Source organism: Bacillus sp. CIS52, from assembly GCF_053545315.1.
Window position 1 is genome coordinate 1241527 of record NZ_JBIUFR010000001.1, and the last position, 15769, is coordinate 1257295.

16 protein-coding genes are annotated in these 15769 nt (G+C 49.3%); 7 read left to right on the forward strand and 9 right to left on the reverse strand.

Annotation, left to right across the window (positions count from 1 at the left end):
- Nucleotides 1-26: 26 nt before the first annotated feature.
- From katX to ACH32G_RS05900, 6 genes are all read right to left on the reverse strand, one after another.
- A complete protein-coding gene (gene katX, locus ACH32G_RS05875) occupies nucleotides 27-1640 on the reverse strand; it encodes a catalase KatX (protein WP_448814101.1) in 1614 nt (537 codons plus the stop codon).
- Between the two features lie 116 nt (nucleotides 1641-1756).
- The gene (locus ACH32G_RS05880; RefSeq protein WP_448814102.1) at nucleotides 1757-3055 is read right to left on the reverse strand and encodes an arsenic transporter; all 1299 of its coding nucleotides are present in this window, start codon (nucleotides 3053-3055) and stop codon (nucleotides 1757-1759) included.
- A gap of 13 nt (nucleotides 3056-3068) precedes the next feature.
- Nucleotides 3069-3419 carry an ArsR/SmtB family transcription factor gene (locus ACH32G_RS05885; RefSeq protein WP_326123503.1) on the reverse strand — a complete coding sequence of 117 codons (351 nt, stop codon included), beginning with the start codon at nucleotides 3417-3419 and terminating at the stop codon, nucleotides 3069-3071.
- Between the two features lie 102 nt (nucleotides 3420-3521).
- On the reverse strand, nucleotides 3522-4418 hold the full coding sequence (locus ACH32G_RS05890; protein ID WP_016937484.1) for an ABC transporter substrate-binding protein: 897 nt from the start codon (nucleotides 4416-4418) through the stop codon (nucleotides 3522-3524).
- 16 nt (nucleotides 4419-4434) lie between these two features.
- Entirely contained in the window at nucleotides 4435-5448 is a 1014-nt protein-coding gene (locus ACH32G_RS05895) for a FecCD family ABC transporter permease (RefSeq protein ID WP_327814857.1), read from the reverse strand.
- Entirely contained in the window at nucleotides 5449-6447 is a 999-nt protein-coding gene (locus tag ACH32G_RS05900; protein WP_327814992.1) for a FecCD family ABC transporter permease, read from the reverse strand. It lies immediately after the preceding gene.
- Between the two features lie 242 nt (nucleotides 6448-6689).
- Between ACH32G_RS05900 and ACH32G_RS05905 the strand changes: the two genes are divergently transcribed.
- The 7 genes from ACH32G_RS05905 to licH all read left to right on the forward strand — a co-directional run bounded on the left by ACH32G_RS05905 (nucleotide 6690) and on the right by licH (nucleotide 13025).
- A complete protein-coding gene (locus ACH32G_RS05905) occupies nucleotides 6690-7280 on the forward strand; it encodes a DNA-3-methyladenine glycosylase (protein WP_047476042.1) in 591 nt (196 codons plus the stop codon).
- 60 nt (nucleotides 7281-7340) lie between these two features.
- The gene (locus ACH32G_RS05910; RefSeq protein WP_255034120.1) at nucleotides 7341-7466 is read left to right on the forward strand and encodes a hypothetical protein; all 126 of its coding nucleotides are present in this window, start codon (nucleotides 7341-7343) and stop codon (nucleotides 7464-7466) included.
- Between the two features lie 146 nt (nucleotides 7467-7612).
- The gene (licR, locus tag ACH32G_RS05915) at nucleotides 7613-9568 is read left to right on the forward strand and encodes a transcriptional regulator LicR (RefSeq protein ID WP_327814855.1); all 1956 of its coding nucleotides are present in this window, start codon (nucleotides 7613-7615) and stop codon (nucleotides 9566-9568) included.
- A gap of 98 nt (nucleotides 9569-9666) precedes the next feature.
- Nucleotides 9667-9975 (forward strand): PTS lichenan transporter subunit IIB, encoded by a 309-nt coding sequence (licB, locus tag ACH32G_RS05920; RefSeq protein WP_003150863.1) that lies wholly within the window; start codon nucleotides 9667-9669, stop codon nucleotides 9973-9975.
- 15 nt (nucleotides 9976-9990) lie between these two features.
- Nucleotides 9991-11349: a PTS lichenan transporter subunit IIC gene (gene licC / locus ACH32G_RS05925; RefSeq protein ID WP_016937490.1), complete on the forward strand. Its 1359-nt coding sequence runs from the start codon at nucleotides 9991-9993 to the stop codon at nucleotides 11347-11349.
- 18 nt (nucleotides 11350-11367) lie between these two features.
- On the forward strand, nucleotides 11368-11700 hold the full coding sequence (gene licA / locus ACH32G_RS05930; RefSeq protein ID WP_016937491.1) for a PTS lichenan transporter subunit IIA: 333 nt from the start codon (nucleotides 11368-11370) through the stop codon (nucleotides 11698-11700).
- Nucleotides 11697-13025 (forward strand): 6-phospho-beta-glucosidase LicH, encoded by a 1329-nt coding sequence (licH, locus tag ACH32G_RS05935; RefSeq protein WP_047475960.1) that lies wholly within the window; start codon nucleotides 11697-11699, stop codon nucleotides 13023-13025. The genes licA and licH overlap by 4 nt, the downstream gene beginning before the upstream one ends.
- 40 nt (nucleotides 13026-13065) lie before the next feature.
- Here licH and ACH32G_RS05940 read toward each other — a convergent pair whose 3' ends face one another.
- The 3 genes from ACH32G_RS05940 to dltC form a co-directional block, all read right to left on the reverse strand.
- Nucleotides 13066-14157 (reverse strand): branched-chain amino acid aminotransferase, encoded by a 1092-nt coding sequence (locus ACH32G_RS05940; protein ID WP_045925629.1) that lies wholly within the window; start codon nucleotides 14155-14157, stop codon nucleotides 13066-13068.
- A gap of 183 nt (nucleotides 14158-14340) precedes the next feature.
- On the reverse strand, nucleotides 14341-15519 hold the full coding sequence (gene dltD / locus ACH32G_RS05945) for a D-alanyl-lipoteichoic acid biosynthesis protein DltD (protein WP_016937494.1): 1179 nt from the start codon (nucleotides 15517-15519) through the stop codon (nucleotides 14341-14343).
- Nucleotides 15520-15756 (reverse strand): D-alanine--poly(phosphoribitol) ligase subunit 2, encoded by a 237-nt coding sequence (gene dltC, locus ACH32G_RS05950; RefSeq protein ID WP_003150875.1) that lies wholly within the window; start codon nucleotides 15754-15756, stop codon nucleotides 15520-15522.
- Nucleotides 15757-15769: the final 13 nt, after the last annotated feature.

Genomic DNA, 15769 nt, shown 5'->3' on the forward strand with positions numbered 1-15769 from the left:
AGGACGCGATTGTCCTGTTTTTTTGTTTAATACGGATCTGACGGATGGCTTTCCCGTTCAGCCTGCTTTGCCGCCTGTGCCGCATCCGTAGTGCCGATCGGTCCGCCGCTGTTGCTTTCGGAGGCTTTTTTCAGCCCTTCAGCCACGCGTTTTCCGTAGTCCGGATCTGCTTTTGTGAAATTCTCAATCATTTGGTCCTGAATGTCTTTCCGGCAGGAAGAGAGCGTATTGACCAAGTTTGTGATCAATTCGTTCCGTTCAAATTCCGAAAAACGGCGATACGTTTCTCCGGCTTGACCGAAGTTATTCGACCGGTCGATCGCTTCCCGCTTCACATCGCCTTCGACATAAGGCGTATGGTCTTTCCCATCCTGCTTCGCTTCTTTCAGTCCGCCCATAATAGACGGCTCATAGTTGACGTGCGGGTTTTGCCCTTCTGCCCGATCGACCCGATACTGCATTTGCCCGCCTTCCTGGTTGGTGGCGACATGCTTTTTCGGCGAGTTGATCGGAAGCTGCAGGTAATTTGCGCCGACGCGGTACCGCTGGGTATCTGAATAGGCGAATGTCCGCCCTTGAAGCAATTTATCATCTGAAAAATCAAGCCCGTCCACAAGCACGCCCGTTCCGAATGAAGCTTGTTCCACTTCCGCATGGTAGTTTTCCGGGTTTTTGTTCAGAACCAATTTGCCGATCGGCTTCCAAGGAAAATCGTCTTTATACCACAGCTTTGTCGGGTCAAGCGGATCAAAATCCAGTTCAGGATGCTCGTCATCAGTCATAATTTGCGCATACACTTCCCATTCAGGAAAATCGCCATTTTCAATCGCGTCATACAAATCCTGTGTCGCATGGTTAAAGTTTTTCCCCTGAATCTCTTCCGCTTCCTTCTGTGTCAGGTTGCGGATGCCCTGTTTCGGTTCAAAGTGATATTTGACGAGCACGGCTTTTCCTTCTTCATTGACCCATTTGTACGCATGGACGCCTGAGCCCTGCATCTGCCGGTAGTTGGCCGGGATGCCCCACGGCGAAAACAAGAAAGTGATCATATGAGTCGCTTCCGGTGATTGGGAGATGAAGTCGAAAATACGCTCACCGTCCTGTATGTTCGTAACCGGATCAGGCTGAAATGCGTGAACAAGATCCGGAAACTTCAGCGGATCACGGATAAAAAAGATTTTCAAGTTATTGCCGACCAGATCCCAGTTGCCGTCTTCCGTATAAAGCTTAACGGCAAAACCCCGGGGATCACGCAGTGTTTCCGGCGAGTGCTTTCCGTGATTGACGGTTGAGAAGCGAACAAACGCCGGTGTTTTCGTTCCTTTCTTTTGGAACACCTTCGCCCTTGTGTATTTTGAAATCTCCTCGTCTCCAAAACTTCCGTACGCCTCAAAGTATCCGTGTGCACCGGCGCCGCGCGCGTGAACGACGCGCTCCGGAATCCGTTCACGGTCAAAGTGGCTGATTTTCTCCAAAAAATCATAATTCTCCAATGTCGTCGGCCCTCTATTGCCGACTGTCCTGACATTCTGGTTGTCAGTGACCGGATGGCCCTGCCGGTTTGTCAGCGTGTCTTCTGACTCGCCTTTACCGGTCGTCTTACTGGAAAGCGCTTCTTCGCTGTCTTTGTTATTTTCCATTGCTGAACCCTCCTTTTTGAACGGTATCAATATGCCCAGCAGAGCCATTTTTTAAAACCGGTTTTCAAAAGAAGAGGTTATTCCGCAATCGGCGTTAAAGATCCGCCGTTCTATAATCAGGCCAGCCATAACAGCCATAAATAAAGCCCGATCAGGGTGATGAATAACGTCGGAACGGTTAATATCAGACCTGTTTTGAAATACATTCCCCAGGAAATTTTCACGTTTTTCCGGCTCAGCACATGGAGCCATAACAATGTCGCCAGCGACCCGATCGGCGTGATTTTCGGCCCGAGGTCCGAACCGATAACATTCGCGTAAATCAATGCTTCTCTCATCAGCCCGTGAGCGTCTGTTCCGCTGATGGCTATGGCGTCAATCATCACCGTCGGCAGGTTATTCATAACGGAGGACAGAACCGCAGCGATAAAACCCATTCCGAGTGTCCCCGCAAACAGTCCGTGATCCGCCGCTCTCTGAATAAGCTGAGAAAGAAGATCCGTCAGTCCGGCATTCCGCAAGCCGTACACGACAACATACATACCGACAGAAAAAAACACGATGGCCCACGGGGCGTCCTTGATGACTTGTTTTGCAGGGACGGCGGGGCTTCGCTGCGCCAGAATGAGAAAAACAACCGCGATGGAGCCGGCAACGAAGGACACAGGGATCGACAGCAGCGCGCTGACGAAATACCCGATCAATAAAACGGCCAGGACACCCCATGATAACCGGAAAAGGCGCTCATCCTTAATGGCGGATGCAGGATGTTTCACAAGGCCGGTGTCAAACCGTTTCGGAATGTTTTTTCTGAAATAGAGATACAGCACCAAAATGCTTGCTGCCAAAGAAAAGAGATTGGGCACCAGCATACGTGATGCATATTCAATGTATCCGATATGAAAGTAATCCGCGGATACGATATTGACCAAATTGCTGACCACGAGCGGGAGCGAGGTAGTGTCGGCGATGAACCCTCCGGCGATAATAAACGGTAAAATCAGCTTTTCAGGTAAATCTAAAGCCCGCACCATCGCCAGTACGATCGGCGTCAAAATGAGCGCCGCTCCGTCATTGGCAAACAGGGCGGAGACCACAGCCCCTAAGACGGAAACATAGAGAAACATCCGCAGCCCGCTGCCTTTGGCCGCCATGGCCATATGCAGCGCGGCCCATTCAAAAAATCCGATGCTGTCAAGAATCAATGAAATGATAATAATGGCGATAAAGGCAAGTGTCGCATTCCAGACGATTCCCGTCACTTCCGCGATATCATGCAGGCTGACTGCCCCCGCAATCAAAGCGAGGACCGCTCCGCCGCAGGCAGACCAGCCGATTGATATGTGTTTCGGCTGCCAAATGACAAATACAAGTGTCAGCACAAAAATCAGTGCTGATAAAACCGCAATTCCCAAGAATATATCCTCCTTATCGGCATGAAACAGTGGCTTCTTTTTGCCGCAATGTCTGTAAAACGCCGTCTTTTTCATCTATCTGCTGCAGAATGGAGCGGACCAGCGCGTATTCCGGACCGGACGGATGAATGGCATAGTACCGCCACTGGCCTTCCCGCCTTTCCCGCACAAGCCCGGCGTTCTTTAATTTCCGCAAGTGCTGGCTGATGCCGGGCTGACTCATGCCAAAAATGGCCGTCAGCTCACAGACACAGTATTCTTTCTCCTTCAGAAACTTCAGCATCAAAAGCCTTGTCGTGTCGCTGAGAAGTTTGAGGCATTGGCTGACCGCTTCGGAACTTAAGGCGTTATGCTGCCGTTGCATGCTCTCACTCCTTTTTTACATCATTATATAAGCATCTGTTTATATAAGTAAATAACAATATAAAAAAGCCGGCTTTGCACGTTTTGCAAAACCGGCTCATGTTTATTTTTGGAACAGCTTTTTCGCTTCATCCATTGCTAATTTATTTCCCAGTGCCGAATAATCAAGCCAAGGCTGATCGGCAATCTTATAGACGTGGTTTGCTTTCACGGCCTTCAGCCCTTTCCATACAGCGCTTTTTTGCAATTCTTTAAAAGCTTGCTGTGACTTGTCGTCTCTGTTAACGACCACGAAAATCGCATCTGCGTTGTAATCCGGCAGCACTTCTTGAGAAATGACCTCATAAGGGCGGGAGGTGTTCATGTCTTTAATGCCGTCAGCAGGCTTCAGTTTCAGGTCATCAAACAGAATCGGACCCATCGGGCGGCGTGTGCTGAAGACGCGAAGTTCTTTTGCATTCACGCGGATCGCCATGACTTTGGCGTTTTTCCCTAATTCCTTATCGATCATAGATTTGACTTGTTTTGTTTCATCTTCGTAATCTTGAATAAAGGTTTTCGCTTCTTTTTCACGATTGACGATTTTTCCGATGTCTTTTAAATGATCGCGCCAAGTGCCTTTATCAAGGTCGAAAACGTGTGTGTTTCCGATTTTCTTGTATTTTGACACATCTTTTCCTGCAAATTCTTTATCAAGATAAATGTTGTCAGGGTTCAGTTCGAGTAACGCTTCCATATCCGGATCTGAGGCAGGGCCGAGTTTTTTCGTGTCTTTCAGCTGATTTTTTACATGAGGGAGAAAATCTTTTAATTCTCCGCCCACGACGGAACCGGCCGGTGTAATGCCGAGAGCCAGCAGGTCATTTGTCAGGTGAATGGACATCGAAGCGATTTTATGATCACCGGATGCCTTTTTTGTCTCCGGCTGTGTTGAATCGGATTGGCAGGCAGCCAATAAGAAAATACACATGAAACTGACGAGGGCAATTATTTTTTTCATGAGAAGACTCCTTGTTTTATGTTTTGATTTTCATAACCAGATAGAGAAAATACGGCGCGCCGATGGCTGCCGCAACCACCCCGGCCGGAATGGCGTTCGGCTGAAACAGGGAGCGGCCGATGGTATCTGCCGCGACAAGAATGACAAGGCCGATTAACCCCGCAATCGGGATGATATGCTGATGCATGGTGCCGACGAGCCGTCTCGCCAAGTGAGGGGCGGCAAAGCCGATAAAGCCGATTCCGCCGGCCATCGCCACACTCGCGCAAGACAGGCCGACCGCTATGGCGATCAGCATGATCCTTTTTCTCTGCACGTGTGCGCCAAGTCCTGCGGCGGCCTGGTCACCGAGCATTAAAATGTTCAAAGACCGGGCGTTAAGCCATGCAAGCGGTGCGAGAATGCCGATCCAGGGCAATAGCGACCACACGTGAATCCAGTCCCTGCCCCAAACGTTCCCCACCAGCCAGCGGGAAGCGAAGGTATAGGTTTCTTCATTCAGACGCAGCGACATAAACAATGTAACGGCGCTGAAGCCCGCGGAAACGGCGATCCCGACTAACAGCATGCGGATCGTTAAAAAGCCTTTCAGCCTGTCGTACGTGAGCACTACGATCAGCAGAGCGGCGAGGGTTCCGCCCGCAAACGTAAATAACGGGATGAACATTGACGCCTGCGCCTCGAGTGAATGAAAGAACGTGATATACATCATCAGACCGAACGAAGCCCCGGCATGAAGCCCAAGGATTCCCGGATCGGCAAGCGGATTCCGGGATACGCCCTGCAAAATAGCGCCCGACACGCCTAAACCGATACCGGCCAGCATCGTCACCAGTATCCGGGGGAGCCGGTAATCGAATAAAACGGTTGTGCTTTGAAACGTGCCGTATCCGAACAGCGTTTTTCCCACCGTAAAGGGAGAAAGCCGGAATGAGCCCGTATGCAGCCCGATCAGAATAATGCAAACGGCGATGATCAGCAGAATGAGGCCTGCCGCCGCCGCTTTTTTGGTTTCCTTCTGCACCTTCATTTATAATTCTCTCCCTTCCTTGCGGGCAATATAAAGAAAGAAAGGGACACCGACAAGTGCGACCATGATGCCTATTGCCAATTCTCTCGGGGGACTGACCGTGCGCGAGGCCAAGTCGGCCAAAATCAAAAGAATCGCCCCAAGCAACGCGGACATCGGAATAATCAGCCTGTACGTAACGCCGACGATCTTTCGGGCGATATGGGGGATGACCAGCCCGACGAAGCCGATTGCACCGGCAGCGGAAACAGACACACCGGCAAGAACGACGGCGATCATTAATCCCGCGGCACGCGTCAGAGCAGTGTTCACCCCTAAATTCGCCGCAACGTCATTTCCCATTGAGAGAAGGGTGACGGACCGGCCCATGAATGTCGCGAGAATGATGAAGACCGCAATCACGGGAGCAAGGACTTGTAAATGAGCCCACTTGATTCCTGAGACCCCGCCGGCGTACCAGAAGGCCAAATCCTGGCTTAAATCGTAATAAATCGCCACACCTGTGCTGAGTGAATGTAATAGAGCGGCTACAACCGCCCCGGCAAGCGTCACTTTTAAAGGTGTCATGCTGCTTTTTCCCGCCGCGCTGATAAAGAAAATCAAGCCTGTAGCTGCCAGTGCGCCCAAAAACGACATTACCATCAGCAGGGCGTATGACAAATGAGGGAAAAAAGCAAAACTGAGCGCAACAACAAACATGGCTCCTGCATTTACGCCTAAGACACCCGAATCGGCAAGCGGGTTTCTCGTGACACCTTGCATGAGGGCGCCGGCTGCTGCAAAGGCGGCGCCTGTAACGGCCGCGCCGAGCACTCTCGGAAGGCGCAATTCATGAATGATCTGCTGGCCCGTCATGTTTGGATTGTAATCAGCAATCGCCGACCACACTGTATGTAAAGTAATGTCTTTCGCGCCGAAAGAGACGGCGAAAAAAATAGACACAAGCAGTCCGATTACCGCGATCAGGAAGAAAACCCCGTTTTTTAAGATGCTGATCAGACGGCTTGCGGACGTGACAGAATCGCTCAAAAATCAATTCACCTACTTTTATGATCATTGTCCGGTATTTATTGAACATGAGAATCATTTTCATTTGAACCATCATATTATAACCAGCCGATTTTCAAAACGCAATAGAGTGTTCAACAATGATGCCCTTTTTTCTTTCATGTTTATATTGTAAAAAAGAAGTGAAAAACGTGAAAGAGGGAATTGAATATAATCAGAAAGGGGGTAGACAAATGGCGGGAGAACGAAAGCCTTTGCCGATTGAATTTTACCAAAGGCCGTCAGTAGAGCTTGCTCCTTTATTGCTCGGCTGTCTCTTAGTAAAAGAGACGGATGAGGGAACGGCTTCAGCCTTTATCGTGGAAACGGAAGCTTATATGGGAGCGGATGACCGGGCGGCGCACAGCTTCGGCAACCGGCGCACGAAACGGACGGAAATTATGTTCCACGAGGCGGGCCGCATTTATACATACGTCATGCACACCCATACATTAATGAACGTCGTCGCCGCTGACATCGGCATTCCGCAGGCCGTGTTAATCAGGGCGGCAGAGCCCCATGAAGGTCAGTTCCTGATGGAGCGCAGGAGACCGGACAGACCCCCGAGAGAGTGGACAAATGGCCCGGGGAAGCTGACGAAGGCGATGGGCATTTCAATGAACGACTACGGCGGCATGATCACGGAACAGCCGCTGTATATTACGGAAGGCTTTACACCGGAGCATATATCAACAGGCCCGAGAATCGGGATTGACAACAGCGGAGAAGCTCGGGATTATCCGTGGCGCTATTGGGTGACGGGGAACCGGTATGTCTCACGCTGACCATGTTTACAGCCGCTGATAACAGGGGAAAGACAAGGTAAAAGAAAGGGGATTCAAACATTGAAAAAACTTTTCAAAACAATTATCAAATGGGCGCCCGTCATCTATCCGATCATCAGAAAAATCGTAAAAGAACGGAAGTCATCTAAGCGAAACCGCATGTCCGCATCCCGAACAGCCGGCTGATCCGGCTGTTTTTTTATGGGCTTTGCCTCAGGCAGCCGCATTGACTTGAAAACCTCCCCATTATAGAATTTACATACATTTACCCCTTTTTCATCCTTTTTGCCTATTTTTTACGTCTGCATCTGATCTGATAGGAGGTTTTTCTCATGCTTCATGGGCGGCTTCGTGAACTTCTGCGCTTGCTTTTAGCTGCTGAAACACCGGTTACAAGCTCAGTCATCGCTGCAAAAGTAAAGGTAACGACGCGGACGGTCCGCAATGACATAAAGGAACTGCAAACCATTGTCGAAAAACACGGCGCTTCCATTCAATCTGTCAGAGGGAGCGGCTATAAGCTGCTGATCCGGGATGAGCAGCCGTTTAAAAACTGGCTTCACGACAATTTCCAACAGAACAGCACCGTGCCGATTTTTCCCGATGAACGGATAGATTACCTTATGAAAAGAATGCTTCTGACCGACGGCTACCTCAAGCTGGATGACTTGGCAGAAGAATTGTTCATCAGTAAATCCACGCTTCAATCCGATCTGAAAGAAGTAAAAAAACGGCTCCGCCCCTATGACATCATTTTGGAAACAAGGCCGAACTACGGCTTTAAGCTGCGCGGCGAAGAGCTCCGCCTCCGTTATTGTATGGCGGAATACTTAGTGGACGACCGCGAGCCTGAGCCTGATCTCCTGAGTGAGAAGGCCGGTATTCTGCCGAAAGACGACATTCAAGTGATCCGAGCAGCCATTATGAAGCAGGTTCGAAACCATAAGATCCCGCTTTCTTTCTTCGGCCTGAACAATCTCATCATCCATATCGCCATTGCCTGCAAACGAATCCGGACAGAAAACTATGTATCTCTCATTCCGGAGGATCTTCATGATATTAAGCTTGAAACAGAATATCAGTCAGCGGAAGCCATCGTCAAAGAGCTTGAATCGGCGCTATCCGTCACCTTTCCCGAACAGGAAACCGCCTATATCGCCATTCACCTGCTCGGGACAAAACGCATGACCCAGTCACAAATCGAAGGAAAAGAGCTTACAAGGCTGATAGACGGGGAGACCAGCCGTTTGACAGAGGCGATGATTGAAGCCATTGAGCGGGAGCTGAAGCTCGGAATCACGGACGACAATGAGCTGAAAGCGGGTCTTGCGCTCCATATCAAGCCGGCGATTAACCGAAACCGGTACGGAATGAACCTGAGAAACCCGATGCTTTCCGCCATAAAGGAAAATTACCCGCTAGCATTTGAAGCGGGAGTGATTGCGGGAATCGTGATTAAGGAGCAAACCGGTATTGATATTCATGAAAATGAGATCGGGTATTTGGCGCTTCATTTCGGAGCCGCCATCGAAAGGAGAAAGACAGAACGGCCGCCTAAGCGCTGCTTGATTGTCTGTGCGTCCGGCGCCGGCAGTGCACAGCTTTTAAGAGAAAAGCTGCGTTCACGGTTCGCAAAGCGCCTTGAAATCGTCGGAACGGCTGATTACTGCAGCCTTGACCAGCTTTCTTTTGAGTCGATTGATTTTGTGGTCAGCACAGTGCCGATCAAAAAAGACCTGCCCGTTCCCGTATTAAAGGTTCATACACTGTTGGGCGGCGGGGATTTTACAAAAATTGACGCCATGCTGGAAGAAAAGCGGGAACAATTGAACTTTCTGAAACCGGAGCTGGTATTTTTGCAGCAGGATCTGGAGACGAAGGAGGACGTCATCCGTTTTCTCGGACATCAGGTTGCAAAAGCCGGCCTCGCTTCTGATACTCTGACCGATTCTATTTTTGAAAGGGAAGCGATTTCTCCCACGAGTTTCGGCAATCTCACGGCGATTCCGCATCCGCTCGTTCCGCAGACAGACACGACGTTTTGGGCGGTGTGCACGCTGAAGAAACCGATTGACTGGGCGGATAAGCGTGTCCAATTTGTCTGCCTGCTCTGCGTCGAGAAAGAAAGCAAAGCCGACCTCCAGCATATGTACAAATGGCTAGGGGGCATGCTAGATGATCCGGCTGCGGTAAGCCGTCTCTTAAAATGCACAGCCTATCACGAGGTTTTACAAGTATTCAGAGACAAACGATCAGAGAAAGACCGGGATACACCTTTTTTCCGTTAGCAGCGGAAAAAGCCTGAGTAGTTATGAAAGCGATTTCATAATATGATGGTACTAACACCGAGACATACAAAATATCAAACTTTCAGGAGGTCTTTTACATGAATATATTACTCGTTTGTGCAGCAGGGATGTCAACAAGCTTACTCGTCACAAAGATGGAAAAAAGCGCGCAGGAACAAGGAAAAGAATATAAAATCTGGGCTGTGTCAGGCGATTCAGTCAACCAGCATATAGATAAAGCGGACGTATTGCTGCTTGGGCCTCAAGTCCGTTATTTGCTTCCGCAGCTGAAAAAATTGGGTGAATCAAAAGGAGTGCCGGTTGAAGTCATTAATACTGTCCATTACGGCACATGCAACGGAGCGGAGGTTCTGAAATCAGCAGAACAGCTCGGAAACGCATCGTAGAAAGGGGCGGGCCGTGTGAATAAGGTGAATCAGTTTTTAGAAGAGAAAGTCATGCCCATTGCCGGGAAAATTGCTTCCCAGCGGCATCTGCAAGCATTGCGTGACGGGATCATCCTCACCATGCCGCTTATCATCATCGGTTCGTTTTTTCTGATCATCGGCAACCTGCCGATTCCGGGATACGCGGATTTCATGGCAAAGACGTTCGGAAGCGCGTGGTCTCAAAAACTGCAATATCCGGTTGATGCGACCTTTGAAATCATGGGCCTTGTCGCCGCTTTTGGAATCGCCTACCGTCTGGCCGAAAAATACGGGGTGGACGCTTTATCGGCCGGTGCGATATCTCTGGCGGCGTTTCTCTTGGCAACGCCGTACAAAGTTCCGTTTCTGCCGTCCGGCGCAAAAGAGGAAATCATGGTGGGCGGCGGCATTCCGCTTTCTCTCATGGGAAGCAAAGGGCTGTTTGTCGCAATGATCATCGCCATGCTGTCGACGGAAATCTATCGCTTGATCATCCAGCGGAATTTCGTCTTCAAAATGCCGGACGGCGTGCCTCCGGCGGTCAGCAAATCGTTTGTCGCTTTAATTCCCGGTTTTGCCGTCGTCTTTCTCATCTGGGGTGCGCGTTTAATCGTCGAAGCGACGCCGTTTGAAAGCCTTCATAATATTGTAAGCGTTGTACTGGGGACACCGCTTTCGATTCTTGGCGGAAGTCTCGGCGGAAGCCTGGTAGCCGAAGCGGTTCAAATGCTCTTGTGGGCGTGCGGATTACACGGGGCGAACATTGTCGGCGGCGTCATGGCGCCGATCTGGTTCGGAGCGATGGATGCCAACCGGATTGCATTTCAGGCGGGCGATGCGCTGCCGAATATTTTCACCCAGCAGTTCTTTGAAATCTGGATCAACATCGGCGGAAGCGGCGCGACACTGGCGCTCGTGGTTACCATGTTTCTCCGTGCGCGAAGCAAGCAGATGAAGCAGCTTGGGAAACTCGCCATCGGGCCGGCCGTCTTTAATATTAATGAGCCGATTATTTTCGGAATGCCGATCGTCATGAACCCGATGCTTCTCATCCCGTTTATCATCACACCGCTTGTCACACTGACTCTTACCTATATCGGCATGAGCACAGGCCTCGTCGCCAAACCTGCCGGCATTGCCGTCCCGTGGACGATGCCGCCGATTTTCTCCGGCTATCTGGCCACAGGCGGAAAAATATCAGGGGCTGTCATGCAGGCGATTAATATCATCGCAGCCTTTATCGTGTACTATCCGTTCTTCAGAATGTGGGATTCGCAAAAGCTGAAAGAAGAAAACGAACTTGAACAATCGCAGGCGCCAGCCGTACAGGGAGACGAAAAAGCCGTGCTTTAGAGAAAGGGAGTGAAAGACATGAATGAGAAAATGGAACAGACCATTTTTCAGATCATCCTGCATGGCGGCAATGGCAGAAGCGCATCAATGGAGGCCATTGCCGCCGCAAAGCGGGGAGACAGAGCCCTGGCGGAAGAAAAGCTTCAGGAAGCCGCAAGGGAACTGACTGAAGCCCATCATTATCAGACCGAACTGATCCAAAATGAAGCCGGCGGAGAAAAAACAGACATGACGCTTTTGATGGTACATGCGCAAGATCATTTAATGAATGCCATGACCGTGAAAGACTTGGCCGCAGAGTTAGTCGAGATTTATGAAAAAGTGAGTCTGCAAGGGGGAGCAAAAATATGACAAAAGGAATTAAAATTGTAACGATCGGCGGAGGTTCAAGCTATACACCGGAGCTTGTGGAAGGCATCATTAAGCGCTATGATGAACTGCCTGTCAGAGAATTATGGCTCGTCGACATTCCCGAAGGCGAGAAAAAGCTCAATATCGTCGGCACGCTTGCAAAACGCATGGTCGAAAAAGCGGGGGTTCCGATAGAGGTTCACCTGACGCTTGACCGGAGAGAAGCCTTGAAGGATGCAGATTTCGTAACAACTCAATTCCGCGTCGGTCTTCTTGAGGCCCGCGCCAAAGATGAACGGATTCCGTTAAAATACGGCGTGATCGGACAGGAGACAAACGGTCCGGGCGGTTTATTCAAAGGGCTGCGCACCATTCCGGTTATTCTGGAAATCGCGAAAGACATCGAAGAGCTTTGTCCGAATGCATGGCTCGTGAATTTCACAAACCCTGCCGGCATGGTTACCGAGGCCTTGCTCCGCTACTCGAATCTTACAAAAGTCGTCGGCCTCTGCAATGTGCCGATCGGCATTAAAATGGGCGTCGCAAAAGCATTGGATGTCGATGTCAGCCGGATCGAGGTGCAATTTGCCGGGCTGAATCACATGGTCTTCGGATTAGATGTTTTCTTAGACGGCGTCAGCGTGAAGGATAAAGTCATCGAAGCCATGGGAGACCCGGAAAACGCCATGACGATGAAGAACATTTCCGGAGCGGAATGGGAGCCTGAATTCCTGAAGGCGCTCGATCTGATTCCTTGCGGCTACCACCGCTATTATTTCAAAACGAAAGAAATGCTCGAGCATGAAATAGAAGCGTCACAGACGGAGGGCACACGCGCCGAAGTCGTGCAGAAGGTTGAGAAAGAACTGTTCGAACTGTATAAAGACCCGAATCTCGCTATCAAACCGCCGCAGCTTGAGAAACGGGGCGGAGCGTACTACAGTGACGCGGCCTGCAACCTGATCAGCTCCATCTATAACGACAAACATGATATCCAGCCCGTCAATACGATAAACAACAGCGCGATCGCCAGCATCCCGAATGACTCAGCGGTCGAAGTGAACTGTGTCATAACGAAAGACGGACCGAAACCGATCGCCGTCGGTGATCTGCCGGTATCCGTCCGCGGGCTCGTCCAGCAAATCAAATCATTTGAACGCGTGGCCGCTGAAGCAGCCGTCACGGGAGATTATCAAACGGCGCTCCTTGCGATGACGATCAATCCTCTCGTCCCGTCAGACTCCGTGGCAAAGGCTATTCTGGATGAAATGCTTGAAGCGCACAAGGAACATCTGCCTCATTTCTTTAAGTCAATTGAAGCATAAAAGCACCAAAAAAACCCGGAAGCGATTCCGGGTTTTTTGTTTATTTTGATTCGCTTAATGAGGCGACTTCCGTCGTCCAGCCGAACACGTCGGCTTCCGCGCCTTTTTGAATGCCTGTAATGGTATCATACAATTTCTTCGAGATCTCTCCGGTTTCACCGCTGCCGATGACAAGACTTTCATCATTCCAGATCAGTTCGCCGACCGGAGAAATGACCGCCGCCGTACCGGTTCCGAACGTTTCTTCCAATCGGCCGTCACGATGCGCCTGAATGACTTCATCGATCGAAATTTTCCGCTCAGACACAGTCAATCCCCAATGTTTGAGCAGGGTGATGACGGAATTTCTCGTAATTCCCTCAAGAATGCTTCCGTTCAGCTCCGGCGTCACAATTTCGCCGTTGATTTTGAAAAAGATGTTCATGCTGCCGACTTCTTCGATGTATTTTTTCTCAATGCCGTCAAGCCATAGCACCTGGGAAAAGCCCTTCTCCTCCGCAACCTGCTGCGCCTTCAGGCTTGAAGCGTAGTTGCCGGCCGTTTTCGCGTTTCCCGTACCGCCTTTGACAGCGCGCACGAACTCGTTTTCCACGGCGATTTTCACCGGTTTAATGCCTTCTTTGTAATAAGAGCCGACCGGCGACAGAATGATAAAAAGCTTGTACGTATGGGATGCCGCTACACCGAGGAAAGGCTCGGTCGCAATGATAAACGGACGGATATAAAGGGAAGTGCCTTCCGCTTTCGGAATCCAGTCTTTGTCGATGGCTACGAGCTGTTTCAGGCCTTCAAGAACAAGCTCTTCATCAATGAGCGGGATGCAAAGACGGTCATTTGACTGATTCAGGCGCTCCATATTTTTCTCCGGTCTGAACAGAAGCACCTCCTGATCCTTCGTTACATACGCTTTAAGCCCTTCAAAAACGGTTTGGCCGTAATGATAGACCATAGCCGCAGGATCCATTGAGAAGGGCTGATAAGGGATAATTCTCGGATCGTACCAGCCTTGATCCGCATCGTAATCCATAACAAACATATGGTCGGTGAAAATTCTGCCGAACGCAAGGTTATGGGGGTCCGGTTTAGGTTTTTTGGCTGAAGTCAATTCAACACGAATGTCTTGTTTCATAATGTTCTGTCTCCCTATTGGTGTTATTGTCAAACTTATTTGAAAATAATTTATATTCTATTGTATACCTTCAACAAATATTCGCAATAGTTTTCCTCAAATTTGTGAAAAAATCAAATCACACAAAAAGCAGGGGAAAGAATCCCCCTGCGTGTTCGTTTTTGCTGTATTCGGTCATCACCGTGCTCAGTGAACCGTCACTTTGCCGGTTTTGTAAAACTGCTCCATCGCTTTATCGACGTACACCCAGCCCTTCCAGGCGATATGGATGGTGTCTTTCATAAAGTACGGATCATATTCGTGCCCGGATAAGTCGGCAACCTGAAAGCCCTTCGCTTTAATCTGCTTTGTGACTTTTTTGTAGTAATCAGTCCGGCCTTTTTTCGGGAAGCCGGTGTAGTCATACCATTTTCCGTTGACCGGAATAACCACGAACATCGGTTCAGCGCCGGCATCTTTCAGAATGTCCAGCATATCCTCAAAGTCGTGATATTCGACTGATTTGGCGTATGTTCTTCCTTTGTTGATTCCTTTCACTCTCTTTAACTTCGGCTTAATTTTTTTATAAGAAGTGTCATCGATATAGAAAGGATTGGACTTGGAACTCCGTTTTCCTAATTGCGCGGCGGCTGTTTTTAACTCTGACCACGATTTTCCTTTTAGGTTTTCAGAGATCGTCCGCTCAGGACCCTTGGTTTCTCCCATTGAATAATAAAGATCTTTTTTCTCAAGCAGAGAATAGTAAGCCTTGGCGGCCGGCATGACCGTTTTCACTTTCCATGATTGGCCGTTGACCATTCCTTTGTACAATTCAGAAAGGACGGCATCATGCTGAACGACTTTAAAACGAAGCATGCGTTTCATCATGTTCTTTTTGACCGCGGGATCAATCTGGTCATTAAATGCTAAATCCAATGCCTGAAGTGATGAAAAATTCGGTGCAAAGTGCTGTTCATCAGAACCTTTTTTAATAAACCATTGAGGAGAAACAATAAATACCAGTTTTTTGCCTTTCAGCTGCTGGTAATGCGCCGCAAAGTTTACGGCGTGTATCAGGGATTGATCCCCGCCTTTTCCGACAAGATAAGGCGTAAAGCCTTGGTTGTTCACTTGAAAATAGTTGGACGGGTGAAACTCATCTAATCTTGAAAGCTCGGAAGAACCGAAAATCGGCAGATACTTCGAGTCTTCGAACATTTTGTTTTGCAGATAGAGCCCTTGGAACATATTCGGGTTTAAGGCCGCTGCCGACTCTTCGACACGTTTTTCAGGAATGAAGCGCGTAAGCCATGAAGCCGGAACTGCGATAGCTCCGACAAACAGGACAAACGCTAAAATAATTGGTCCAAAGAAACGCTTTTTCATTTACTTCAACTCAGTCAGTTTGTTTACAATGTTGTTTGGCGTATTCCACTCGTCACGGTCAAACTCAGTGATCGGCACTGTAATGCCGAAGCGGTTTTCGATGGCAACAAGCAGTTCTACAGTTCCGAAAGAATCAAGCAGTCCTTCTTCAAAGATTTCAATATCAGGATTTTCTTTCACAGCGTCCTCCTGACAAACTTCAGCTAATACGTCTAATACTTCCTGTTTAAATTCCATGTGTTTTCAATCT